Raw genomic sequence first — 22,474 nt, forward strand, 5'->3', positions numbered from 1 at the left:
GGCGGCGGCGGCCGGCGGCGACAACGTCCGGCGGCAACGGCGAGGGCGGGCACCCGGTTCGCCGGGTGCCCGCCCTCGCCGTCAGGCCTACCGCTTACCGGCGCCCGGTCGGCTGGCCGGTGGCCGGGTCGAGCAGGAACGGACGCGCGTTCGGGGCGTCGTCCCCGTCACCGCGGCCGTGGCCCTTGCCGCGCGGGAAGTCGAACAGGTTGTTCAGGCTGCCCGCGACCGCGTCGGTGCTGCCGGGGATCCGCGGCAGGGTCCAGTTGTCCTCGACGAACTTGGTGATCGAGGACTGGTCGGTCAGCGTGTGGTCGACCGAATTGCGCTTCGCCCAGGGCGAGATGACCACCAGCGGCAGGCGCGGGCCGTAGCCGCAGCGGCCGTTCTGGCCGGCGATCGGGGTGCCGCTGCCGCAGGCACCGGTGCCCGAGAGCGAGTCGGCGGCCGAGGCGGACGGGTTGGTCACACCGGAGTACGCGTGGTCGTACCAGCCGTCGGAGTCGTCGTAGGCGATGACGACCGCGGTGTCCTTCCAGTCCGGCGTGTGCTGCAGCGCGTTGATCTCGTCGACGATGAACTTCTGCTCGTCGTACGGGTCCGAGTACGCGGCGTGGCCGTCCTGGTAGCCGGGGGCCTTGAGGAAGCTGACGGCCGGCAGCGCCGAGCCGGGCAGCTGGCCGTGGCCGATCGCCGTCACCAGCTGGTCGAAGTCACTGGTGTCGTACTGGTGGTTCGGGGTGTCGAACTGCGGCTGACCGCCGGCGTAGTGCTGGGTGTCGGTGCCGATCGAGCGCAGCCCGGCGCGGGTGTCGCGGCCGTTCGCGTCGGTGGGCAGGGTCAGGTGGTGCGGGTTGGCGGTGGAGGCGTAGTACTGGAACGGCTGGTGGTGCGGGATGTAGTCGTCCTTCCAGCCGTACTGGCCGGTGCCGGTGGCCAGCGGGGCGGCCAGGCCGGTGCCGACCGGGTGGACGGCGTCGCACAGGCCCTGGTTGGAGGAGTGCGGCACGGCGTTGTTGAGGCCGGCGCTCTTGAACTCGTCCGCGAGGAAGGTCGAGGTCGGCTGCCCGGCGTGGCCGGTGGCGGCGGCCGCGGCGTCGAAGGTGGTGGTCGGCCGGAAGCCGCCCTCGAAGAAGCCCCAGGACAGACCGGCCGCGTTCAGCTCGTCGCCGACGTTCCTGCCGCTCAGCGCGACCGCGTCGCGGGTGGAGCAGTCGTCCCAGTACGGCTGGGCGTCGCTGGTCAGCGAGTAGCCGCCCCGGCCGTCCGCGGTGAGGTCGGCGTTGGGCTTGGCGGCGGTGGCGACCGACGGGTTGTTGGCGGTGTGCGACATGTCGACGCCGCCGGTGTTGCCGGAGATCAGGTTGACGGCGCCGGGCGACGACGGACCGAAGGTGGTGCCGTAGGAGTTGTCGCTCATCGCGTACCGCTGGGCGTAGTTCCACATCGCGGTGACGGTGTTGCCGTCGTAGTAGTTCATCACGTCGCCGGCCACGCAGGGCGTGCCGGTCGGCGAGACGCCGCTCTCGTTGCCGACGGTCTGCGGGAACCGGTCCATCCTGCCGCCGTCGAAGGCCTGCTGCTCGTCGGCGTAGTTGTGGTCCTGGTCGCAGGTCAGCACGTCGCCCACCGCGTTCGGGGCGTAGCGGCGCGGGTTGACCCCGTTGGGGTTGGCGGTCAGCAGGCTGGTGGTGAGCCCGTTGACCTTGGGCGTGCCCGGCTTGGCCGTGAACGCCTGCCCGGCGGTGTTCGCGGCGTTCGGGTAGGTGCCGAAGTAGTGGTCGAAGGAGACGTTCTCCTGGTAGATGACCACCAGGTGCTTGATCGGCGACTGGGTGTGGCGGGCAGGCTGGGCCACCGCCTCGCCGGGCGTGGCGGCGACCGCGGAGAGACCGGCGGCGACCGCCGCCGCGCCGGCCAGCAGACGCTTGGTGCGATGCACTCGATGCATGGAAGCCTTCTTGCCAGAGAACGACGGGACGGGGGCGAGCGAACCGCACCCAGGAGACGGTGAACCGACGTCCGGTCAAAGGTCCGGTGCCGACCGTGCGAACGGCATCCCGCTGCGCACCGGCGGGCGACGGCCGAGGGGTGGGGCCTGCCGGCATCCGGGCTTCATCAAGCGGCTACTGGAGCACCGGCAGCCGTTCCGGCACCCGCTTGACGAAGCCCGGGCGCCAGGCCGGTTGCTCCACCGGCAGGGCATGTCCGGGGCACCCGGCCGTGCGGGCGCCCCGGGTTCCGGAGCGCCGTCAGCCGAGGTCGCGGGCGGCGCGCAGCACCTCGTCGAGCACCCGGTCCAGTGCGGCCTCGGTGGTGTGCGGGTTGAGCAGGGTCAGCTTCAGCCAGACCTCCACCGCACCCGCCGTGCCCGCCGGCGCGTCCGGCGCGGGCAGTTCGGCCCGGCCGAGGACCGCCCGCCCGGCGGCCAGCAGCCGCCGCCGCAGTTCGGCGTTGAACGCGTCGCCGCCGTCCGCCCGCCGGACCCGGAACACCACCGTGGTCAGCGCCGGCTCCCCGTGGAGCTCCAACTCCGCCTGCTCGCGCACCCGTCCGGCGGTGTACCGGGCCAGCTCGTGGCAGCGGTCCACCAACTGCCCGAGCCCGGCCCGGCCCAGCGTGCGCAGGGTCACGGCGATCGGGAAGGCGTCGGCCCGCCGGGTGGTGCGCAGCGAGCGGCCGAGCAGGCTGGGGTAGCCGGCCGCCTCGTCGTCCGCCGGGTTGAGGTAGGCGGCGCGGCGGGCCAGCGAGGCGTAGCTCTCGGCCCGGCGGACCAGGAACACCCCGGCGGCGACCGGCTGCCAGCCGAGCTTGTGCCAGTCCAGGCTGACCGAGTCGGCGAGCTGCACGCCGTCCAGCAGCGGCGCCAGCCGGTCGGAGAGCAGCGCGCCGCCGCCGTACGCGGCGTCCACGTGCAGCCAGGCGCCGTGCTCGGCGGCCAACTCGGCGCAGGCGGGCAGCGGGTCGATCGCACCGGTCTCGGTGGTGCCGGCCGTGGCCACCACCGCCACCGGCGTCTCGCCGGCAGCCCGGGCCGCCGCCAGCGCCCCCGCCAGCGCCCGCGGGTCCATCCGCCCGGCGCCGTCCACCGCCACCGGGACCACCGCCCGCTCCCCCAGCCCGAGCAGTGCCGCCGACCGCTGGACGGAGAAGTGCGCGGCGGCGGAGGCGAAGAACCGCGGGCGCCGGGCCGGGTCGACCCCGTCCAGCTCGACCCGGCGGTCCGGGCCGGCCAAGACGGTGTCCCGGGCCAGCATCAGCGCCATCAGGTTGGACTCGGTGCCGCCGGAGGTGACCACTCCGGCCGCCTCCGCCCGGCGGTAGCCGACCAGTTCGGCCAGCTCCCCGATCAGTTCGGTCTCCAGCACGGTGGCGGCGGGCGCCTGGTCCCAGGAGTCCAGCGAGGGGTTGAGCGCACTCACCGCCAGGTCGGCGGCCACCGCCACGGCCAGCGGCGGGCAGTGCAGGTGGGCGGCGCAGGCCGGATCGGCGGGGTCGGCGGCGCCCTGCGCGAGCAGCCGGGTGAGCGAGGCGAGGTCGGGCCCGGCGGCCGCGGCGATCGCCTCCCGCACCGCCGCCGCCTGCTTCTCCGGCTCGCCCGCCGCCACCGGCCCGCCGCGCGCGGCGGCGCCGTCGGCCAGCGCGGTCAGCACCGTCTCCAGCAGCGGCCGCAGCGCCGCCGGCCCGTCCGTCCCTCCGGCCAGCGCCGTCGCGTCCCCCACCGCACTCCCGGTTCCCTGCCCCAGCACTCCGCCGGCCTCCTGACCAGATGCTCCGTCATTCACCCCGTGACCCTGCCACGGACTCGATCGCATCGGCCAACCGGTCCAGCACCGCCCGGACCTGCTCGTCCGTGATGGTCAGCGGCGGCAGCAGCCGCAGCACCGCGTCCTGCCGCCCGCCCAGCTCCACGATCAGCCCGCGCGCCAGGCAGGCCTCGCGGACCCGCAGCGCCAGCGCCGGATCGGCCGGCCGGGCCCCGCACTCGTCGGCCTCGGCCGCGGCGTCCACCAGCTCGACGCCGATCATCAGCCCGCGCCCCCGGACGTCACCGATCACCGGCAGCCGCCCGCGCAGCCCGTTCAGCTCCGCCAGCAGCAGCCGGCCCACCTGCGCGGCGCGCTCGGCCAGCCCGTTGGCGGCCACGTAGCGCAGGGTGGCCGCGCCCGCCGCCATCGCCAGCGTGTTGCCGCGGAAGGTGCCGGTGTGCGCGCCGGGCCGCCAGCCGTCGTACTCCTCCCGGTAGACCAACACGGCCAGCGGCAGGCTGCCGCCGATCGCCTTGGAGAGCACCATCGCGTCGGGCATGATGCCGCTGTGCTCGACGGCCCACATCGCGCCGGTGCGGCCGAGGCCGGTCTGCACCTCGTCGACGATCAGCGGGATGCCGCGCTCGGCGGTGATCCGGCGCATCTCGCGCAGCCAGCCGTCGGGGGCCGGCACCGCGCCGCCCTCGCCCTGCACGGCCTCCACGATCATCGCGGCGGGCCGCACCACACCGCCCGACGGGTCGTCGAGCAGCCGCTCGGTGTAGCGGGCGGCGACCCGCTCGCCCGCCTCGCCGCCGAGGCCGAACGGGCAGCGGTAGGAGAAGGGGTAGGGCAGCCTGGTCACCTCGCCGCCGGCCGGCAGCGCCTCCTTGGCGGCCACGTTGCCGGTGACGGCGAGCGCGCCGGCCGTCATGCCGTGGTAGCCGCCGGTGAAGGCGAGGGTGCCGCGCCGGCCGGTGGCGGTCTGCATCAGCTTCAGCGCCGCCTCCACCGCGTCGGTGCCGGCCGGCCCGCAGAAGTGCACCTTGGCCCGGGCGGCGAACTCGGCGGGCAGGGTCTCCAGCAGCGCGGTGGTGAACTCGTCCTTCTCGGCCGTGGCGAGGTCGAGCAGGTGCAGCGGCGCACCGCTGTCCAGGGTGCGGCGGATGGCGGCCAGCACCACGGGGTGGTTGTGGCCGAGCGCGAGCGAGCCGGCGCCGGAGAGGCAGTCCAGGTAGCGGCGCCCGTCGGCGCCCTCCACGGTCATGCCGGCGGCCCGGACGGGGACGATCGGGAAGGAACGGGCGTACGTCCGGGCGGCGGACTCGCGCACCCGCTGACGGCGCAGGATCGCCTCCCCTGCTGTGGCGGGCTCCGCGTTGGGTGCGGCGGTGAGGGTCACGACACCTCCAAAGTTAGGTAAGCCTAACCTTAGCTCAGCTGTCATGCGGCTCAGCGCTCCACCCGGCCCAACGAGGGGGCGACCGTCGGGTCACGGCTGACGGGTGCTCATTTGTTGACATATGGTCATATCGCCAGCTGGTCAGATCGATCTGACGAGTCAGTCGGCGCTGCCGGGGGTGACCAGCCCGCTCTCGTAGGCGAGCACCACGGCCTGGGCCCGGCTGGAGACGTTGAGCTTGGCCATCGCCCGGTTCAGGTGGGTCTTCACGGTGGCCACGCTGACCAGCAGCCGCTCGGCGATCTCGGGATTGGACAGCCCCCGGCCGACCAGCCGCAGCACGTCCACCTCACGGCTGGTCAGTGGATCGAGCACGGGCGGCGCGACGGCCACCCCCGGGGCGCCGGGGCCGCCGGCGTAGGCCTCGATCAGGCGGCAGACCACGCTGGGCGAGAAGAGCATGTCGCCCGCGGCCACCGTCCGCACCGCGGCCAGCAGGCGCTCCGGCGGGGTGTCCTTGAGCAGGAACCCCGCGGCCCCGGCGCGCAGCGCGGCGTAGACGTACTCGTCCAGGTCGAAGGTGGTCAGGATGATCACCCGCGGCGCGGGCTCGACCGCCTCGGCGAGGATCCGCGCGGTGGCGGCGATGCCGTCGATGGCCTCGGGCTCGTCCCGGACGGGCTGGCCCGGCTCCCGGCGCGGCGGCAGCATCCGGATGTCCATCAACACGATGTCCGGCCTGGTCTCGGCCGCCAGCGCCACCGCCTCGACCCCGGAGGCGGCCTCCCCGACCACCTCCATCCCCGGCGCGGCCCTGATCAGCGCGGCCAGCGCGCCACGGATCAGCGCCTGGTCGTCCACCACCAATACCCGTGTCACGCCCGCGGTCCTCCCCCAAGCCAGCCGCACTGTCGGCGATCCCCACCTTACTTAGAGGATCCACCAATCCCTCGCCCAGCCCACCGCGCACCGCAAACGGCCCACCAACGGACCGACAACGTAGGAACGGTAAGCGCAGGTCAGGGCACCAGCGGGCGGTGGGTGCCCGGCGGGGGCGCTAGCCGGCCGGGCCGAGGCCGCCACCTGGGGCGCCGCTGACTGGAAAGCCTGAAGGCCGAAGGCCCGAAGAGCCCCCACCCCCCTCAGTCGTAGTCGCACCCGCTCACCACCCACGCCAACCCGCTCGCCGGGTCCTCCAGCGCCAGGTGCAGGTGCCAGATCTCGTCCGCCGGCTCGCACCACGTGAAGCACCGCATCCGCGCCACCAGCGCGTCGACCTCCGCCGCCGTGGCCCGGCCGCCCGGGTCGGCGATCGCGGCGAGCGCCCGCCAGACGGCGAGGCGGCCGCGGGCGGCGCCGCTGGAGCGGCGGTGTGCGCCGGCGCCGGAACCGGCGCGGACCAGGGCCGGGTAGACGGCCGCGAACGGCAGGTAGCCGCCCGTCACCGGGCCGCTGCGGGCGGCCGGACAGAGCAGGGCGGCCGCCTGCGCGGCGGTGCCGCGGGCGCATCTGACGTCGAGCCAGTCGCAGAGCGCGGCGAGCGCCGCGGTGGCGGGCCGGACCGGGCCGGTGAGCGGGAGGGCGGGGGCGGGCAGCCGGAGCGGGGCGAGGCCTTCGCGGCTGTCGGGCAGCGAGTGGTGCGCGGTGGCGGCCCGGCCGTCCGGGCCGTAGACGGTGACCCGGCCGGACGGCTCCCAGCCGGCCGTCTCCCACGGGCGCAGCCGCAGCGGCACGGGGTCGGCCGGGTGCTCCTCCGGGAGCCGGTCGCCGAGCAGCGCCCGGGTGTGCGCGACCAGGGTGCGGACCGGCTCGGGCAGCGGCAGCGGGGCCAGCACCTCCCAGCCGTGGCGGCGGGCCAGCACCTCCCAGAGCGGGCCGACCCAGCCGTCCTGCTCGCCGGCCGCGCCGGTCCCGGCGGCCGGGTCGAAGAGGGCGGCGGCCAGCGGGGCGGGGGCGCCGAGCGCGATCTCGTGGCCGAGCGGGGCCGCGGACCGGCCGTGGTCGCCGGGCGCGGCGGCCCGGCTGCGGCGGTAGCTGCCGAGCAGGGCGGCCCAGTGCTCCGGGCTGCGCGGTCCGGTCTGCCGACCGTGCTGACGCGTGATCATATTTGTCAGCGTACGGTCCAGATCGGCCACACTCCGTCAGCAGACCACTCCGGTGCGTCGCCAGCACCCCGCCTCCGGCCCCGTTCGCACAGCCCGGCCTCCCCTCCCCCGGGTTTCGGCTGTGCAAAGGAACAGGGGATTTCAGGCTTGCATTTGCGGCACTATGATCGCCACGGCGGTCGCACCTGCGAGCCCCCAGGAGCACCAGCCGCCACCAGGGCCGCTCCCTTCCGCCGCACCGCGCGGCGGACCGGCCCGCACCTGACCGCACCGCCGGTGCCCACCGGGCCCGGCAGGAGGGGAACCGCACATGATCACCGCCCCGACCCGGGTCGCCGCCGCGACCGCCGCCGTTCTCGCGCTGGCCGTCGGCCTCACCGCCTGCTCCAGCAGCGCGAAGTCGTCCTCCGGCAGCCCGTCCACCGGCACCTCGGCCGCCTCGGCCGCCGCACCCGCGCTCTCCGGCACGATCACCGTCTTCGCGGCCGCCTCGCTCCAGGGCACCTTCACCGACCTGGGTAAGAAGTTCGAGACCGCCCACCCGGGCACCACGGTGAAGTTCAACTTCGGCGGCAGCTCCCAGCTGGCCCAGAGCATCGTCAGCGGCGCCCCGGCCGACGTCTTCGCCGCCGCCTCGCCGGCCACCATGAAGACCGTCACCGACGCCAAGGGCACCGCCGAGGACCCCCGGGTCTTCGTCCGCAACACCCTGGAGATCGCCGTCCCCAAGGGCAACCCCAAGCACGTCGCCGCTCTGAGGGACCTGGCCGCCCCGGGCGTCAAGGTGGCGCTCTGCGCTCCGCAGGTGCCCTGCGGCGCGGCCGCCCAGACCGCGCTCAAGGCCGGCGGCGTCACCCTCACCCCGGTCACCCAGGAGCAGGACGTCAAGAGCGCGCTGACCAAGGTGGAGCTGGGCGAGGTGGACGCCTCGATCGTCTACCAGACCGACGTCAAGGCCGATGCGGCGAAGATCGACGGAGTCGACTTCCCGGAGGCGGCCAAGGCGATCAACGACTACCCGATCGCCGATCTCGCCAAGGCGCCCAACCCGTCCGCGGCCAAGGCCTTCGTCGCCTTCGTCGAGTCGGCCGAGGGCGAGCAGGTGCTGACGGCCGCCGGCTTCCAGCAGCCCGCCGCGACGGCCTCCCCGTCGGCCTCCTCTTCGTGAGCCGCCGCGCCTCCCGGAGCCGGGTCCCGGTCGCGCTGCTGCTGCCGGGGCTGCTCGGGCTGCTCTTCCTGGTACTGCCGCTGGTCGGCCTGCTGGTCAGGGCGCCGTGGCGGTCGCTGCCGGAGCAGCTCACCAGCCCGGACGTCTGGGAGGCGCTGAAGCTCTCGCTGTTCTGCGCCACCTCCGCGACCGCCGTCTCGCTGCTGCTCGGTGTGCCGCTGGCCTGGCTGCTGGCCCGCACCGAGTTCCCGGGCCGCGGGCTGGTCCGGGCGCTGGTGACGCTGCCGCTGGTGCTGCCGCCGGTGGTCGGCGGCGTCGCGCTGCTGCTGGTGCTGGGGCGCAACGGGATCGTCGGCCGCTGGCTGGACTCGGCCTTCGGCTTCACCCTGCCGTTCACCACCACGGGTGTGGTGGTGGCGGAGGCCTTCGTCGCCATGCCGTTCCTGGTGATCAGCGTGGAGGGCGCGCTGCGCGCCGCCGACCCCCGCTACGAGGAGGCGGCCGCCACCCTGGGCGCCTCCCGGCTCACCGCCTTCCGCCGAGTCACCCTGCCGCTGGTCGCCCCGGGCGTGGCGGCCGGCGCGGTGCTGGCCTGGGCCCGGGCGCTCGGCGAGTTCGGCGCCACCATCACCTTCGCGGGCAACTTCCCGGGCCGCACCCAGACCATGCCGCTGGCGGTCTACCTGGCCATGGAGAACGACCCCGAGGCGGCGATCGCGCTCAGCCTGGTGCTGCTCGCGGTCTCCGTCGCCGTGCTGGCCGGCCTGCGCGGCCGCTGGATGAGCACACCATGACGGAGGCCCCCCGCATGACCGGACTCGATGCCGAACTGCGCATCCGGCGCCCCGGCTTCGCCCTCGACCTGGCGCTCACCGCCCGCCCCGGCGAGGTGGTGGCGCTGCTCGGCCCGAACGGCGCCGGCAAGTCCACCGCACTGCGCGCCCTGGCCGGCCTGCTGGAGCTGGACGGCGGCCGGCTGCGGCTGGACGGCACCGTGCTGGCCGACCCGGACGCCGGCGTGCACACCCCGCCGGAGCGCCGCCCGGTCGGCGTGGTCTTCCAGGACTACCTGCTCTTCCCGCACCTGAGCGCGCTGGACAACATCGCCTTCGGGCTGCGCTGCCAGGGCCGCGGCAAGGCCGCCGCCCGGGCCGAGGCGGCCGGCTGGCTGGACCGGCTGGGCCTGGCCGACCACGCCGCCGCCCGCCCGGGCCGGCTCTCCGGCGGGCAGGCGCAGCGGGTGGCGCTCGGCCGGGCGCTGGCGGTGCGGCCCCGGCTGCTGCTGCTGGACGAGCCGCTGGCCGCGCTGGACGCCCGCACCCGGCTGGAGGTGCGCTCGCAGCTGCGCCGCCATCTGGCCGGCTTCGAGGCGGTGGCGGTGCTGGTGACGCACGATCCGCTGGACGCGATGGTGCTGGCCGACCGGCTGGTGGTGATCGAGGACGGCCGCGAGGTGCAGTCCGGCACCCCGGAGCAGGTCTCCCGGCACCCGCGCACCGACTACATCGCCCGGCTGGTCGGCCTGAACCTCTACCGGGGCGAGGCCGCCGGGCACGAGGTGCTGCTGCCGGGCGGGGTCCGGCTGGCCACGGCCGACGAGGTGTCGGGCCCGGCCTTCGCCGCCTTCCCGCCCGCCGCAGTCACCCTGCACCGCGCCCGCCCCGAGGCCAGCAGCGCCCGCAACCGCTGGGAGCTGACGGTGGCCGGACTGGACCTGCACGGCGACCTGGTCCGCGCCGAACTGTCCGGCCCCCTGGAGCTGGCCGCCGACCTGACCCCGGCCGCCGTGCACGAGCTGGACCTCTCCCCCGGCACCCGCGTCTGGGCCACCGTCAAGGCCGCCCAGACCCGCGCCTACCCGGCCTGACAGGGGCCGGCCGCGCCCGCTCAGCCCTCGGAGCGGGCGGCGCGGGAGCCGAGCCGGTCGGCGAGCGCGGTGACGAGGTCGCGGAGCCGATCGGGGCGCTCGATGACGAACGGCCGGTCGAGCGCGGCGAGCACCGCAGGCAGCCAGTCGAGCCGTTCCACCCGCAGCTCGACCCGCCGCCACCGCTCGGCCGCCGGATCGGTCTCCTGCTCCTCGAGGCGTGCGACGGCGGCGGGCAGGTGCGCGCGGACCTGCTCGACCGTGCCGTGGATCCGCAGGGTCACCTCGTGCCGGTACTCGGCCGTGGCGAACCCGGAGAGCAGGCGCTCCGCCGGACCGGGGCCGGCGGGCACTTCGAAGGAGCCGGGCAGGGTCCTGGCGTCCGCGATGCGGTCGAGCCGGAAGGTCCGGTCCTGGTCGCTCCGGGCGTCCCGGCCCGTGACGTACCACTGGCCCGCGTGCGCGACGATCCCGTACGCGTGCAGGGTGCGGTCGCTGCGCCGTCCGTCGCGGTCGGTGTAGCGGATCGCGACCGGCCGGCGGTGGCGCACGGCGTCGGCGAGGGTGAGCAGGATCCCGGCATCCGGCGGGTCGAGCTCGCCGGGCCGGTCCGTGAGGACGAGGGCCTCCAGGAGTGCGTCGAGCCGGCGGGCGAGGTGCTGGGGCAGCACCCGCCGGATCTTCGCCGCCGCCGTCTCGCTCGCCGTGTGATCCGTCGTCAAGCCCGCCCGGCGGCCGGCGAGCAGGCCGAGCAGCACGGCCAGCGCCTCCTCGTCGTTGAGCATGAGCGGGGGCAGGCGGTGCCCGGGGGCGAGCCGGTAGCCGCCGTAGCGGCCGCGCACCGACTCCACCGGCACGTCCAGGTCGATCAGCTGGTCCACGTACCGGCGCACGGTGCGGCCTTCGACGCCGAGCCGGTCGGCGAGCTCGGCCACCGTCCGGGTGCCGCCCGACTGCAGCAGCTCCAGGAGGGTCAGCACGCGGCCGGTGGGTCGAACCATGTTTCGCAGCCTAGCCCGAATACCGGACCGATTCTGTCCACTATTTCTCCTAGCCTGCGAGGTGCCCGCCTCCCGCAGAGCCAAGGAGAGTCCCGTGCAGTTCGTCTCGATCCGCATCATCACCGGCGACATCGCACGCCTGGTCGACTTCTACGAGCGGGCCACGGGGGTGCGGGCGACCTGGGCCACCGAGGACTTCGCCGAGCTCAGGACCGCGGGCGCCACCCTCGCGATCGGCAGCACCCGCACCGTCCCGCTCTTCGCCCCGGGCTCCGCCCGCCCGGCGGAGAACCAGAGCGTGATCACCGAGTTCCTGGTCGAGGACGTGGACCTCGTCCACCGGAACCTCACCGGCTTCGTCACCGACTTCGTCGCCGGGCCCACCACCATGCCCTGGGGCAACCGGTCGCTGCTGTTCCGCGACCCCGACGGCAACCTCGTCAACTTCTTCACCCCCGTCACCCCGGAGGCCGTCCAGAAGTTCGCGGCCGGCCACGGGGTCAGCTCGTGAGGGTCCCGATCAGGATCGAGGTCCACCAGGCGGCCTGCGACACGACCGCCGAGCAGCCGGCCCGCCACAGGACGGAGGCGGGCAGGTCCTGCCAACGGCCCGCCGCCGTCCCGGCGGGGAGGGTCCGTCGCAGCCGGTTGGCGAGGACCCCGTTCACCGCGGCGACCAGGGCGGCGGTCAGGTTGACGGCCGTCCACCGGCTGCCGAAGTCCGGCTGCAGGGCCGTGCCGGAGACGGCGAGGCCGAGGAAGCCGGCCCAGATCAGCCACTCGGCCCGGGCCGAGAACGCGAGCAGGGTCGACAGCCTGCTGCGGCCCGCGAGCACCGCCAGGCCCAGCCCGTCCACGGCGAGCACCGCACCGAAGCCCACCGCGAGGCTCACCAGGTGGACGCCGAGCGCCGCCGAGCGCAGGCCCGGCCCCGGATGCGCGTGCTGGGACGCCAGGATGACGGCGTACCAGCCGATGCAGACCGCGGCGATACGCCAGACGGTTCGCTGCAGGTGCTCGGCGCCGCAGCCGCAGTGGTGGGAGGTCGAAGCGTTCACGCCGAGATATTAGCTTAGCCTTGCCTAAGCCACTCCGGCCGCCGGCCTCGCCCGCGCGGCCTCAGTGCCGCAGGGCGACCGCGAGCGCCTCGGCCAGGGGCACGGGCGGGCGGCCGATCAGGCGCCGCAGATCGCCGGAGTCGGTGTACATCTCGCCGCGGCTCATGCCGCGGTCGGCGTCGGCGAGGAGCTCCGCCAGCTCGGCGGGCACGCCCGCGGCGGCCAGCACCCGGGCGAACTCGGCCATCGGGAGGTCCGCGTAGGCGACCGGCTGTCCGGCCGCGGCGGAGATCGCGGCGGCGAGCTCGGCCAGGGTGAAGGACTCGTCGCCGCCCAGCTCGTACACGGCGCCGGTGTGGCCTTCGGCGGTGAGGACGGCTGCCGCGGCCTCGGCGTAGTCGGCGATGGGCGCGGCGCTGATCCGCCCCTCGCCCGCGGCGCCGGCGACGGCGCCGTTCTGCAGGATCTGCGGCAGCTGGCCGGTGTAGTTCTCCAGGTACCAGCCGTTGCGCAGGACCACGCTGGGGATTCCGCGGTCCCGCAGGTACTCCTCGGTCTCGCGGTGCGTGGTGCCGATGACGGTGGTGGCCGTGTCCGCGTGCGCCGCACTCGTGTACACCACCAGCGACACGCCCGCGGAGGCCGCGGCGTCGATCACGCGGCGGTGGTGGGCGACCCGCTCGACCAGGGGTACCGAGGCCGAGATCAGCAGCAGCCGGTCCGCCCCCGCGAACGCCTCGGCCAGGCCGTCGGCATCCGCGAAGTCGGCGCGGCGCACCGTGATGCCCCGGTCGGCCAGATCCTTGATCTTCGCGATGTCCCGGCCGGTCGCGATGATGTCCGCGGCCGGGATCCCGCGCCGCAGCAGTGCCTCGACGGTGAGCCTGCCCAGCCGGCCGGTGGCTCCGGTGACGACGATCGACATGGCGGTCGTTCCTTCCTTCCACGCGTGCCTCGCACGCCTGCCGCGGTCCGTCCGCGGCGGGATGGAACCCAGAATGACCTGGATGCTTTCCATTGGGGAGTAGCCACTTCTTGGTAGGGTACTTACCTAGCCGAAAGCATCGAGGTGAGCCGCATGACCGCTGTCGAGAACGCGACCGGGCCCCTGCCGCCCTTCGATCCGTACGCACGCGGCTGCCCGTCGCGGGACCTGCTCGACCAGATCGGCAGCAAGTGGGCGGTCCTCGTGCTGGGCGAGCTCGGCCGGACCGGGACCTCCCGGTTCAGCCGGCTCCGGCAGGCGCTGGGGGGCGTGAGCGAGAAGATGCTCACCCAGACGCTGCGCACCCTCGAACGCGACGGGCTGGTCGGCCGGACCGTCTACCCGGAGGTGCCGCCGCGCGTGGAGTACGAACTGACCGCACTCGGCCGGACGCTGCGGGGACCGCTGAAGGCGCTCACGGAGTGGTCCGTGCTGCACATCGAGGAGGTCATCTCCGCCCGCGAGGCGTACGACGACCGCACCGGGCGCCCCCGGTAGCCGGCGGTCACCGCTCAGGATGCCGCCGCGTGGCGGGGATCAGCGCGCGGAACGCCTCGGCGGGCTGACCCGCCGCGGCCTCCGGGGCGGCGGCCAAGCGCTCACGGGCGCCGGAGGCGCGGGGTGGGGCAGTAGCGGGTGCCGCCTTCGACGGCGACGGTCGGCCCGGGGGCGATCTCGGTGAACCCCGCGTCCCGCACCACCGGGAACGGACCGCTCATCAGCTCGGCCCACCGCTCGGCGGGTGCGGTGCGCACGGCGAGCGCGAAGCCGCTCGCCTCCCACTCCTTGCGCTGCGCCTCGTCCAGCCGCCACCAGGCGAGCTGGGCGGCGTGGCCGGTCTGCGCCATGGTCTTGCCGGCGCTCATCGACACCTCCGGGTTGAGCCAGAGCACCGGCACCTCGGGGTCGGGCTCGGGCGCCTCATAGCCCTCCGGGTCGTCCAGTTCGGTGCCGGAGACCTGCAGCTTGGCCAGCTCCTTGGGCCAGCCGTCCAGCGGGATCGGCGGGAAGACCCGCACCTCGGCGGCCTGGCCGGTCACCGTGATGCCGGGCAGCTCACCGGTCCTGCGCCACTCCCCGCCCCGGGCCCGCCGGACCACCTTGCGGATCCGCGCGTCCTCCCAGGCGTGCACGGCCGCCGCCCACTCGCCCTCGCCCACCGCCCGCGGATCGGCGAGCAGCGTGAGCACGGCGCGGGCCGAGGTCTCCAGCGCGTCGGTCCGGGCCGGCGGGTCGGTCTTCTCCAGGTGCACGACCAGCGGCAGCACGTACTGCTGCTTCTCGTCGCGGTCGTCCGGATCGGTGGTGAAGGGCGAGGGGGAGGCGGGAGCAGTCACCGCGCCAGCCTAACCAACCGGCTACCTGCGGTACCCGCGCCCCGGTTCGCGCTCCTCGGCCTCCTCGTAGCTGAGGAACCAGCCCTCGGGGTGGGTGGCGGCGAGCAGGGTCTCCAGCCGGGTCTCGCTGTCCTCCTCCGGGTCCTGGCCGGCCATGTCGTAGACGCCCAGGAGCTCGTCGGAGCAGCCCTCCCAGTCGTAGTCGTAGAGGTCGGCGGGCAGGTCTCCCATCAGGTCGGCGACGGCCTGCGGCTGGGCGCAGAGCAGCCCGCGGGCGTCGGCCAGGGCGAGCCGCAGGGCCAGCTCCTCGCCGGGGCAGCGGGGCAGCGGCCACTCGCCGAGGCCCAGGTCCTCGGCGAGGTCGTCGAAGGCCCGGGCCATCGCCCGCCGCCAGGAGCGGTGCAGCGGCCAGCTGGCCTGCGGGAGGCGGGCGAAGATGGCCCAGTCGTGGTCCTCGCCGGCCACCACGGGCTCGTCGCCGTGCTCCTCGAGGTCGTCGTAGGCGGCGTCGGCCAGCGCCAGCAGCTGGGTGTGCAGCAGGCAGGCGGTGCGCGGGGTGAGGGTCCAGTCGCCGGCCTCCTCGTCCTCGCCGTCCAGCGGGAAGAGCTCGGCGAAGTCCGGAGCGAAGTCGTCGGTGGTGCTCAGCTCCAGCGTGCCGCCCAGCGCCTCGATGCCGGGCAGCGCGCCGATCAGCCGGTCCGGGTGCAGCAACGCGCCGAGCGCGGCGTGCGGGTCCTCCTGGACCTCGCGCAGCAGCTCGGAGCGCTGGCCCGCCGCGTCGATCCCGTCGAACTCCAGTGCCTCGACGGCCGCGACGGCCGCCGCCCGCAGCGCCGGCCAGTCCGTCACCCGGAGCCCGAGCACCACGGTCGCCTCGATCTCCAGCGCCCCCGGATTGTCCGTCGCGCCCGACCCCTGCGGATGATCCCTACGCTCGCCCATGCGCCTACGGTACGGCCTTTCCCGGCCGGGCTCACCGCCCCGGTACCGGTTTTCGGGCGCGTTTGCCGCCGTCCCGACGGGGCCCGTCGCAGGATGGGGGGATGACCAATATCGCGGATTACGGCGGCGGGCTCCCGGCGGACAGCGGAGTGCTGGTGGTGACCACCAACGACGTGCCGGGCTACCGGGTGGACCGGGTGATCGGGGAGGTGTTCGGGCTCACGGTGCGCAGCCGCCACCTGGGCACGCAGATCGGCGCCTCCTTCAAGTCGATGCTCGGCGGCGAGCTGAGGGGGCTGACCAAGACCCTGGTGGAGAGCCGCAACCAGGCGATGGAACGGCTGGTGGAGCAGGTGAAGGCGCGCGGCGGCAACGCGGTGCTGATGATGCGCTTCGACGTCACGGAGGCCGCCGACCTGGGGACGGAGATCTGCGCCTACGGCACCGCCGCGGTGATCAGCCCGGTGGGATGATCCGCCCGGCCGCCGGTGTTTCACCGGCGTGACCGTTGAAACTGCAACAGACGTCGTGGTGATCGGTGCCGGCCAGGCGGGCCTGTCGGCCGCCTACCACCTGCGCCGGCGCGGGTTCGAGCCGTACCGCGGTTTCCTGGTGCTGGACGCGGACCCGGCGCCGGGCGGGGCCTGGGCGCACCGGTCCCCGTCGCTGCTGATGGCGACGGTGAACGGCTTCCACGACCTGCCGGACTTCGAGCTGCCGGTGCCGGACCCCCGGGCGCCGGCCCGCGAGGTGGTGCCGGGCTACTTCGCGGCCTACGAGGCGAAGCACGCGCTCCCGGTGGTCCGCCCGGTCCGGGTCACGGCGGTGCGCGACCTCGGCGAGCGGCTGCTGGTGGAGTCCGCCGCGGGCAGTTGGACGGCGCGGGCGCTGATCAACGCCACCGGCACCTGGACCCGCCCGTTCGTCCCGCACTACCCCGGGCACTTCGGCGGCCGCCGACTGCACTACGCGGACTACCGCGGCCCGGCGGAGTTCGCCGGCCGCAGGGTCGTCGTCGTGGGCGGCGGCGCCTCGGCGATCCAGCTGCTCTCCGAGCTGGGCGAGGTGGCCGAGACGCTCTGGGTGACCCGCCGTGAGCCGGAGTACCGGGACGGCCCGTTCACCCCGGAGGCGGGCCGGGCCGCGGTGGCGCTGGTGGAGCAGCGGGTGGCCCAGGGCCTGCCGGTGCGCAGCGTGGTGAGCGTGACCGGGCTGGGCCCCTCCGTGGCGCTGCGCCGGGCCGAGCAGCTGGGCGTGCTGGACCGGCGCCCGATGTTCGACCGGCTGACCGAGCGCGGGGTGGCCTGGGGCGCCGCGGAGGAGCCGGTTGACGTGATCATCTGGGCCACCGGCTTCCGCCCCGAGGTGGGCCACCTGGCGCCGCTGGGGCTGCGCGAGCCGGGCGGCGGCATCCGGCTGGACGGCACCGCGGCCGCCGCCGACCCCCGGGTGCACCTGGTGGGCTACGGCCCGTCGGCCAGCACCGTGGGCGCCAACCGGGCGGGCCGGGCGGCGGTCAACGGGATCGTGCGGCTGATCGGGTCGCCGCGCCCGGCGGTCGCTCAGGCGTCGTAGTCGACCGTCACCCGGTCCGAGACCGGCCGGGCCTGACAGGTCAGCACGTAACCCGCCGCCAGCTCCTTCTCCTCCAGCGCGAAGTTGCGCCGCATCTCCACCTCGCCCTCGGTGACCTGGGCCCGGCAGGTGCCGCAGACCCCGCCCTTGCAGGCGAACGGCAGGTCGGGGCGGGAGCGCTGGGCACCGTCCAGCACGGCCCGGTCCCGGGGCAGCCGCAGCACGCTGCGCCGCCCGTCCAGCACCAGGGTGACCTCGCTCAGCTCGCCGGCCGCCGCCTCCGGCTCGGCCGGGCGCTCGGCGACCGGCTCGTCCTCGGCGTGGAAGAGCTCCTGGTGCACCCGCGCCGGGTCCACGCCCAGCCCGGCCAGCAGCTCCCGGGCACCGGCCACCATGCCGAACGGCCCGCAGAGCCACCAGTGCCCGACCGAGCCGACGTCCACCAGGGCGGTCAGCAGCGCCCGGACCCGCTCGGGGTCCAGCCGGCCGCTGAGCAGTTCGGCGTCCCGGGCCTCCCGGGAGAGCACGTGCACCAGCTCGAACCGGTCGAGGTAGCGGTCCTTCAGATCGGCCAGCTCGTCGGCGAACATCACCGTGTCGCTGCTGCGGTTGCCGTAGAGCAGGGTGACGGTGGCCCCGGGGTGGGCGGCCAGCACGGTGGCCGCGATCGACACCATCGGGGTGATGCCGGAGCCGGCCGCCAGCAGCACGTGGTGCGCGGGCACCGTCAGGTCGGCGGTGAACAGGCCGCCGGGCGGCAGCACCTCCAGGGTGTCGCCGACGGCGGCGCGGCGCACCAGCTGGCCGGAGAAGAGGCCGCCGGGCACCTCGCGCACGGCGATCCGCAGCGGGCCGCCGGCCGGGGAGCAGATCGAGTAGGAGCGCCGTTCGTCGGCCCCTTCGACCTCCTGGCGCAGGGTCAGGGTCTGGCCGGCCCGGAAGGCGTACTCCTCGGCCAGCGCCCCGGGCACCTCGAAGGTGACGGCCACCGCGTCCTCGCAGAGCCGCTCCAGCGCGGCGATCCGCAGGGGGTGGAACTGCGCGCGGCGGGCGGCCATCAGATCTCCTTCATGCGTTCGAACGGCTCCCGGCAGGCGCGGCAGCGCCAGAGCGCCTTGCAGGCGGTGGAGCCGAACCGGGACAGCTCCTCGGTGTCGCCGGAGCCGCACTGCGGGCAGTGCACCGCGCGGCGGGTGGGCCCGAGGGTGAGCAGCCCGGGCGGGCCGGCCGGCCCGGGCGGGGCGATCCCGGCGGCGGCGAGCTTGGCCCGGCCGCCCTCGGTGATCGAGTCGGTGCTCCACGGCGGGTCGAGCCGCAGCCGCACCTCGGCGCCGGCCACGCCGGCCGCGCGCAGCCGCCGGTCCACGTCGGCGGCCATCTCGGCGATGGCCGGGCAGCCCGAGTAGGTGGGCGTCAGCCAGACCGTCACGCCGTCCGTGCGCTCCTCGACGCCCGCCAGCACGCCCAGCTCGGCCAGCGTGAGCATCGGCAGTTCGGGGTCCGGCACGGCACCCGCGATCTCGGCGACAGTGGCTACCACGTCGCCCCCGGGTGCTCGCGGGCCACGCACTGCAGCTCGGCGAGGAGCAGGCCCAGCGCCTCGGTGTGCACGCCCTCGCGCCCGCCCCGGCCGCCGACCCGCGCCAGCGGCGCGCCCTGCGGCACGGCCAGTCCGGCCCCGGTGATCAGCCCGGCCAGCTCGGCGAGCACCGGCTCGCGCAGCTCGGCCGGGTCGAGCCCGAGCCGCAGCTCGCTCTCGTGGGCGGTGAACAGCTCGTCCAGCAGCGGCCAGAGCGCGTCCAGCCCGGCCTGCATCCGCTCGGCCGAGAGGGCGGTGCCGCCGCCGAGCCGGACCAGCCAGTCGGCCGCGTACTCCTGGTGGTAGGCGAGCTCCTTGACGCCGCGGGCGGCCACCGCGCGCAGCACCGCGTCCGGCGCCCGCTCGGCGAGCCGGGTGTAGAGCGCCCGGCGGGCGGTGGCGAAGAGCAGCAGCCGGGCCACGCAGTGCCCGAAGTCGCCGTTCGGCAGCTCGACCAGCCGCACGTTGTGGAACTCGTGGTCGGCCCGCCAGTAGGCGAGGTCGTCCTCGGTGCGGCCGCTGCCGTCGGCCTGGCCGGCCCGGGTGAGCAGCAGCCGGGCCTGGCCGAGCAGGTCCAGCCCGAGGTTGGCGAGCGCGACCTCCTCCTCCAGCTCGGGCGCGTGGGTGCACCACTCGATCAGCCGCTGGGCGAGGATCAGCGCGTCGTCGCCGAGCAGCAGGCAGTAGCGCGAGAGGTCGGCCCCGTCGACGTCCGGTGCCAGGGTGGTGTCCACCCCGAGCAGCGGGTCGGCGAACCCGGTGCCGTAGGCCCAGCGGGCCTCGGCCTCGTGGTCCTCCTGGGCCAGTGTCAGGTAGACGTGATCGTCCGTCATCTCGGTCCCCGTCAGATGTGCGGGACATCCTCGGGGATGTCGTAGAAGGTCGGGTGGCGGTAGACCTTGTCCCCGCTGGGCTCGAAGAAGGGGTCGCGCTCGTCCGGGGTGGAGGCGGTGATCGCGCTGGAGCGCACCACCCAGAGGCTGACGCCCTCGTTGCGGCGGGTGTAGAGGTCGCGGGCGGCGAGCAGCGCCTTGCGGTCGTCGGGCGCGTGCAGCGAGCCGACGTGCACGTGGTTGAGGCCGCGCCGGGGGCGCACGAAGACCTCGTAGAGCGGCCAGGAGGCGTCAGACATCTTCCCGTTCCTTCTGCTTGCGCGCGTACTCCGCGGCGGCCTCGCGGACCCAGGCGCCGTCCTCGTGGGCGGCCCGCCGGACGGCGATCCGCTGGGTGTTGCAGGGGCCGTCGCCCTTGATCACCCGCATCAGCTCGGACCAGTCGGGCTCGCCGAAGTCCCAGCCGCCGCGCTCCTCGTTCCAGCTCAGCTCCGGGTCGGGCAGGGTGACTCCGAGGTGCTGCGCCTGCGGCACCGTCATGTCGACGAAGCGCTGCCGCAGCTCGTCGTTGGTGTGCCGCTTGATCCGCCAGGCCATCGACTGCGCGGTGTTGGGCGAGTCGCCGTCCGGCGGGCCGAACATCATCAGCGAGGGCCACCACCAGCGATCCACCGCGTCCTGCACCATCCGCCGCTGGCCCTCGGTGCCGCGCATCATGGTCATCAGCAGCTCGTAGCCCTGCCGCTGGTGGAAGGACTCCTCCTTGCAGACCCGCACCATGGCCCGGGCGTACGGGCCGTAGCTGCAGCGGCAGAGCGGCACCTGGTTGCAGATCGCGGCGCCGTCCACCAGCCAGCCGATCACGCCGACGTCGGCGTAGTTCAGCGTCGGGTAGTTGAAGATCGAGGAGTACTTCTGCCGGCCGCTGATCAGCTTCTCGGTCAGCTCGGCCCGGTCCACGCCCAGGGTCTCGGCGGCGGCGTAGAGGTAGAGGCCGTGGCCGGCCTCGTCCTGCGCCTTGGCGAGCAGGATCGCCTTGCGCCGCAGCGAGGGCGCCCGGGTGAGCCAGTTGCCCTCGGGCTGCATCCCGATGATCTCGGAGTGCGCGTGCTGGGCGATCTGCCGGATCAGGGTGGCCCGGTAGGCGTCCGGCATCCAGTCCCGCGGCTCGATCCGCTGCTCGGCGTCGATCACCGCCTCGAACCGCTCGGTGAGCTCGGGGGTGCCCGGGGGCTCCGCCGTCTGCACTGGGACCATCACCACTCCTCCCGACTGACCATTCGGTCGGTACCATTGTGTAGCGAAGGCCCTACGGATGACAAGGACCACCGGAAGCCCGAACCTGCTGAACGCCGGAAGGGGGCGGGTCCACGGGACCCGCCCCCTTCCGGTGTTCCGGTTATCTGCGGCCCAGCTGCCCCAGCGAGGCGGGCAGCGGCGCCGCCAGCAGCCCGGCCAGCAGCGCCAGCCGCGGCGCCAGCTGGGCGGTGCTGATCCGCTCGTCCCGGGCGTGCGCGCCCGCGCCGACCGCGCCCAGGCCGTCCAGGGTGGGCAGGCCGCGGGCGCCGGCCAGGTTGGTGTCACCCGCGCCGCCGGCCGGCGAGCCGTCCAGCTGCTGGCCGAGTGCGGCGGCCAGCGCCCGGACATGCTGCAGCAGCAGGTTGTCCTCGTGCCGCTCGGGCCAGGCCGGCCGGCTGGACAGCACCTCGGTGGTGACCAGCGCACCCGGCCGCAGCGCGGTCAGGTGGGCCAGTGTGTCCAGCGTGCTGGCCTGCGCCTCCGGCGTCGAGAAGCGCAGCCCCAGCTCGGCCTCCGCCGACCCGGCCACCACGTTCGCCCGGGTCCCGCCACGGATCCGGCCGGTGTTCAGCTCGGTTCCGGGCTGGTGGCCGAGCTCGTTGCGGATCTCGACCAGCTGGTCGACCAGCTCGTCCACCGCCGAGGTGCCGTCCTCCGGGTGGCTGCCGGCGTGCGCCTCGTGGCCGGTGACCATCAGCCGCACCCGGGTGGAGCCGCGGCGGGCGGTCTTCAGGCTGCCGTCCTCGTGCGGCGGCTCCAGGCCCAGCACGGCGGCGGCGCCGCGCAGCTGGCGCTCCACCACCCGGCGGCCGTCGGGGCTGCCGATCTCCTCGTCCGCGGTGATCACCACCCGGACCGACCGGTGCGGGCGCAGGCCCAGGTCGCCCAGCAGCCCGAAGGCGCCTTCCAGCAGCGCCAGGCCGGCCTTCATGTCCAGCACGCCCGGGCCGGTCAGCACGCCGTCGTGCTCGGCCACCGGCCAGTCGGCCAGCGTGCCGGCCGGCCAGACGGTGTCGTGGTGGCCGACGAAGAGCAGGTAGGGCAGGCTCTCGTCCTGCCCGGCCCACTCCAGCAGCAGGTGGTCCCCCGCCTTGCCGGGTTCGCGCCGGACGGCGGCGCCGACCGCCCGGTAGCCGGCCTCGAGCTCCTCGGCCAGCCGGTTGAGCCGCTCGGCATCCCCGCTCGGTGACTCGATCTCGGCCAGCTCGGCGCAGCGGCGGCGGACCGCCCCGGTCAGCGTGCCGGCCCTGGCGGTGAGGCTGCCCGGGAGGCCGGGGACCGCCTCGGCCCTGGGGAGCGGATCGCCTCCCGGCTCCGCGGGCGCGGCCGGCGCCGGCGGGGTCTCCAGGGTCCGGGCCTGCGGTCCGGGCGCCGGGCTGGTGGTGTTCGTCACCGGACACCTCCGCACTGGCTGCTCGTACTCAGCACACCGTCGCACGGCGCGCCGGCCGCTCGGCCGGGTGCGGCCGGTGGCAGCTGGGTGCGTGGTGCGATGGAACGGCTGGTCGACATGTACGTCCTCCTCGCTCGATCCGGGTGGTCCCGACTCGACCGGGACCCCCGTGGGCTGCGCC

Annotated in this window: 23 protein-coding genes; 7 read left to right on the forward strand and 16 right to left on the reverse strand. The window is 75.0% G+C overall.

The genetic code is table 11. The features are described from left to right. Window positions 1-94: 94 nt before the first annotated feature. The 5 genes from ACFYNO_RS18265 to ACFYNO_RS18285 form a co-directional block, all read right to left on the reverse strand. Complete coding sequence (locus ACFYNO_RS18265) at window positions 95-1,951, reverse strand: phospholipase C (RefSeq protein ID WP_388012655.1); 1,857 nt, start codon at window positions 1,949-1,951, stop codon at window positions 95-97. Between the two features lie 301 nt (window positions 1,952-2,252). Then, complete coding sequence (locus ACFYNO_RS18270) at window positions 2,253-3,749, reverse strand: pyridoxal phosphate-dependent decarboxylase family protein (RefSeq protein WP_388012658.1); 1,497 nt, start codon at window positions 3,747-3,749, stop codon at window positions 2,253-2,255. A 28-nt stretch (window positions 3,750-3,777) separates the two neighbouring features. Beyond that, the gene (locus ACFYNO_RS18275; RefSeq protein WP_388012661.1) at window positions 3,778-5,151 is read right to left on the reverse strand and encodes a diaminobutyrate--2-oxoglutarate transaminase family protein; all 1,374 of its coding nucleotides are present in this window, start codon (window positions 5,149-5,151) and stop codon (window positions 3,778-3,780) included. Window positions 5,152-5,310: 159 nt separating this feature from the next. After that, complete coding sequence (locus ACFYNO_RS18280; protein WP_388012664.1) at window positions 5,311-6,030, reverse strand: response regulator; 720 nt, start codon at window positions 6,028-6,030, stop codon at window positions 5,311-5,313. A 263-nt stretch (window positions 6,031-6,293) separates the two neighbouring features. Continuing rightward, window positions 6,294-7,256, reverse strand: coding sequence for a hypothetical protein (locus ACFYNO_RS18285; RefSeq protein WP_388012667.1), 963 nt, complete (start codon window positions 7,254-7,256; stop codon window positions 6,294-6,296). A 310-nt stretch (window positions 7,257-7,566) separates the two neighbouring features. Between ACFYNO_RS18285 and modA the strand changes: the two genes are divergently transcribed. The 3 genes from modA to ACFYNO_RS18300 are packed head-to-tail and all read left to right on the forward strand — an operon-like array spanning window position 7,567 to window position 10,291. Continuing rightward, window positions 7,567-8,424 (forward strand): molybdate ABC transporter substrate-binding protein, encoded by an 858-nt coding sequence (gene modA, locus ACFYNO_RS18290; RefSeq protein ID WP_388012670.1) that lies wholly within the window; start codon window positions 7,567-7,569, stop codon window positions 8,422-8,424. Further along, on the forward strand, window positions 8,421-9,218 hold the full coding sequence (gene modB, locus ACFYNO_RS18295; protein ID WP_388012673.1) for a molybdate ABC transporter permease subunit: 798 nt from the start codon (window positions 8,421-8,423) through the stop codon (window positions 9,216-9,218). Before modA ends, modB begins: the two co-directional genes overlap by 4 nt. 14 nt (window positions 9,219-9,232) lie before the next feature. Beyond that, entirely contained in the window at window positions 9,233-10,291 is a 1,059-nt protein-coding gene (locus ACFYNO_RS18300; RefSeq protein ID WP_388012676.1) for an ABC transporter ATP-binding protein, read from the forward strand. A gap of 20 nt (window positions 10,292-10,311) precedes the next feature. Here ACFYNO_RS18300 and ACFYNO_RS18305 read toward each other — a convergent pair whose 3' ends face one another. After that, window positions 10,312-11,292 carry a helix-turn-helix transcriptional regulator gene (locus ACFYNO_RS18305; RefSeq protein WP_388012679.1) on the reverse strand — a complete coding sequence of 327 codons (981 nt, stop codon included), beginning with the start codon at window positions 11,290-11,292 and terminating at the stop codon, window positions 10,312-10,314. 94 nt (window positions 11,293-11,386) lie between these two features. On the opposite strand from ACFYNO_RS18305, the gene ACFYNO_RS18310 reads away from it, so the two are divergent. Next, a complete protein-coding gene (locus ACFYNO_RS18310; RefSeq protein WP_388012682.1) occupies window positions 11,387-11,803 on the forward strand; it encodes a VOC family protein in 417 nt (138 codons plus the stop codon). On the opposite strand, the gene ACFYNO_RS18315 is transcribed toward ACFYNO_RS18310, so the two are convergent. Together ACFYNO_RS18315 and ACFYNO_RS18320 are read right to left on the reverse strand one after the other, a co-directional pair. Continuing rightward, window positions 11,793-12,350, reverse strand: a complete 558-nt coding sequence (locus ACFYNO_RS18315) for a hypothetical protein (RefSeq protein WP_388012685.1) — start codon at window positions 12,348-12,350, stop codon at window positions 11,793-11,795. The genes ACFYNO_RS18310 and ACFYNO_RS18315 overlap by 11 nt on opposite strands. A 61-nt stretch (window positions 12,351-12,411) precedes the next feature. Then, on the reverse strand, window positions 12,412-13,275 hold the full coding sequence (locus tag ACFYNO_RS18320) for an NmrA family NAD(P)-binding protein (RefSeq protein ID WP_388012688.1): 864 nt from the start codon (window positions 13,273-13,275) through the stop codon (window positions 12,412-12,414). Window positions 13,276-13,428: 153 nt separating this feature from the next. Here ACFYNO_RS18320 and ACFYNO_RS18325 point away from each other — a divergent pair, with 153 nt between their 5' ends. Further along, on the forward strand, window positions 13,429-13,833 hold the full coding sequence (locus tag ACFYNO_RS18325) for a winged helix-turn-helix transcriptional regulator (protein WP_388012691.1): 405 nt from the start codon (window positions 13,429-13,431) through the stop codon (window positions 13,831-13,833). 101 nt (window positions 13,834-13,934) lie between these two features. Here the strand turns inward: ACFYNO_RS18325 and ACFYNO_RS18330 are convergent, their stop codons facing one another. Both ACFYNO_RS18330 and ACFYNO_RS18335 read right to left on the reverse strand, forming a co-directional pair. Next, on the reverse strand, window positions 13,935-14,672 hold the full coding sequence (locus ACFYNO_RS18330) for a peptidyl-tRNA hydrolase (protein ID WP_388012694.1): 738 nt from the start codon (window positions 14,670-14,672) through the stop codon (window positions 13,935-13,937). Window positions 14,673-14,693: 21 nt separating this feature from the next. Further along, on the reverse strand, window positions 14,694-15,614 hold the full coding sequence (locus ACFYNO_RS18335; RefSeq protein ID WP_388012697.1) for a hypothetical protein: 921 nt from the start codon (window positions 15,612-15,614) through the stop codon (window positions 14,694-14,696). Between the two features lie 101 nt (window positions 15,615-15,715). On the opposite strand from ACFYNO_RS18335, the gene ACFYNO_RS18340 reads away from it, so the two are divergent. Further along, window positions 15,716-16,087, forward strand: coding sequence for a YbjQ family protein (locus ACFYNO_RS18340; RefSeq protein ID WP_388012700.1), 372 nt, complete (start codon window positions 15,716-15,718; stop codon window positions 16,085-16,087). A 55-nt stretch (window positions 16,088-16,142) separates the two neighbouring features. Continuing rightward, window positions 16,143-17,189: an NAD(P)-binding domain-containing protein gene (locus tag ACFYNO_RS18345; RefSeq protein ID WP_388012703.1), complete on the forward strand. Its 1,047-nt coding sequence runs from the start codon at window positions 16,143-16,145 to the stop codon at window positions 17,187-17,189. Here ACFYNO_RS18345 and paaE read toward each other — a convergent pair. From paaE to ACFYNO_RS18375, 6 genes are all read right to left on the reverse strand, one after another. Beyond that, the gene (gene paaE / locus ACFYNO_RS18350; protein WP_388012706.1) at window positions 17,177-18,247 is read right to left on the reverse strand and encodes a 1,2-phenylacetyl-CoA epoxidase subunit PaaE; all 1,071 of its coding nucleotides are present in this window, start codon (window positions 18,245-18,247) and stop codon (window positions 17,177-17,179) included. The two genes, ACFYNO_RS18345 and paaE, sit on opposite strands and share 13 nt — an antisense overlap. After that, window positions 18,247-18,729: a 1,2-phenylacetyl-CoA epoxidase subunit PaaD gene (gene paaD / locus ACFYNO_RS18355; RefSeq protein ID WP_388012709.1), complete on the reverse strand. Its 483-nt coding sequence runs from the start codon at window positions 18,727-18,729 to the stop codon at window positions 18,247-18,249. The genes paaE and paaD overlap by 1 nt, the downstream gene beginning before the upstream one ends. Beyond that, on the reverse strand, window positions 18,723-19,601 hold the full coding sequence (paaC, locus tag ACFYNO_RS18360; RefSeq protein ID WP_388012712.1) for a 1,2-phenylacetyl-CoA epoxidase subunit PaaC: 879 nt from the start codon (window positions 19,599-19,601) through the stop codon (window positions 18,723-18,725). The genes paaD and paaC overlap by 7 nt, the downstream gene beginning before the upstream one ends. Window positions 19,602-19,612: 11 nt before the next feature. After that, window positions 19,613-19,900, reverse strand: coding sequence for a 1,2-phenylacetyl-CoA epoxidase subunit PaaB (gene paaB / locus ACFYNO_RS18365; RefSeq protein ID WP_388012715.1), 288 nt, complete (start codon window positions 19,898-19,900; stop codon window positions 19,613-19,615). Further along, a complete protein-coding gene (gene paaA / locus ACFYNO_RS18370) occupies window positions 19,893-20,858 on the reverse strand; it encodes a 1,2-phenylacetyl-CoA epoxidase subunit PaaA (protein WP_388012718.1) in 966 nt (321 codons plus the stop codon). The genes paaB and paaA overlap by 8 nt, the downstream gene beginning before the upstream one ends. A 142-nt stretch (window positions 20,859-21,000) precedes the next feature. After that, window positions 21,001-22,293, reverse strand: coding sequence for a M20 family metallopeptidase (locus ACFYNO_RS18375; protein WP_388012721.1), 1,293 nt, complete (start codon window positions 22,291-22,293; stop codon window positions 21,001-21,003). Between the last annotated feature and the right edge of the window lie 181 nt (window positions 22,294-22,474).

The organism is Kitasatospora sp. NPDC006697 (genome assembly GCF_042869935.1).
Taxonomy (GTDB): domain Bacteria; phylum Actinomycetota; class Actinomycetes; order Streptomycetales; family Streptomycetaceae; genus Kitasatospora.

Coding starts and splice junctions, on each gene's coding strand:
- ACFYNO_RS18265 (WP_388012655.1), bottom strand. CDS start 1,951: ATGCATCGAGTGCATCGCACCAAGCGTCTGCTGGCCGGCGCGGCGGCG.
- ACFYNO_RS18285 (WP_388012667.1), bottom strand. CDS start 7,256: ATGATCACGCGTCAGCACGGTCGGCAGACCGGACCGCGCAGCCCGGAG.
- modA (WP_388012670.1), top strand. CDS start 7,567: ATGATCACCGCCCCGACCCGGGTCGCCGCCGCGACCGCCGCCGTTCTC.
- ACFYNO_RS18300 (WP_388012676.1), top strand. CDS start 9,233: ATGACCGGACTCGATGCCGAACTGCGCATCCGGCGCCCCGGCTTCGCC.
- ACFYNO_RS18305 (WP_388012679.1), bottom strand. CDS start 11,292: ATGGTTCGACCCACCGGCCGCGTGCTGACCCTCCTGGAGCTGCTGCAG.
- ACFYNO_RS18320 (WP_388012688.1), bottom strand. CDS start 13,275: ATGTCGATCGTCGTCACCGGAGCCACCGGCCGGCTGGGCAGGCTCACC.
- ACFYNO_RS18325 (WP_388012691.1), top strand. CDS start 13,429: ATGACCGCTGTCGAGAACGCGACCGGGCCCCTGCCGCCCTTCGATCCG.
- ACFYNO_RS18335 (WP_388012697.1), bottom strand. CDS start 15,614: ATGGGCGAGCGTAGGGATCATCCGCAGGGGTCGGGCGCGACGGACAAT.
- ACFYNO_RS18340 (WP_388012700.1), top strand. CDS start 15,716: ATGACCAATATCGCGGATTACGGCGGCGGGCTCCCGGCGGACAGCGGA.
- paaE (WP_388012706.1), bottom strand. CDS start 18,247: ATGGCCGCCCGCCGCGCGCAGTTCCACCCCCTGCGGATCGCCGCGCTG.
- paaC (WP_388012712.1), bottom strand. CDS start 19,601: ATGACGGACGATCACGTCTACCTGACACTGGCCCAGGAGGACCACGAG.
- paaB (WP_388012715.1), bottom strand. CDS start 19,900: ATGTCTGACGCCTCCTGGCCGCTCTACGAGGTCTTCGTGCGCCCCCGG.
- paaA (WP_388012718.1), bottom strand. CDS start 20,858: ATGGTCCCAGTGCAGACGGCGGAGCCCCCGGGCACCCCCGAGCTCACC.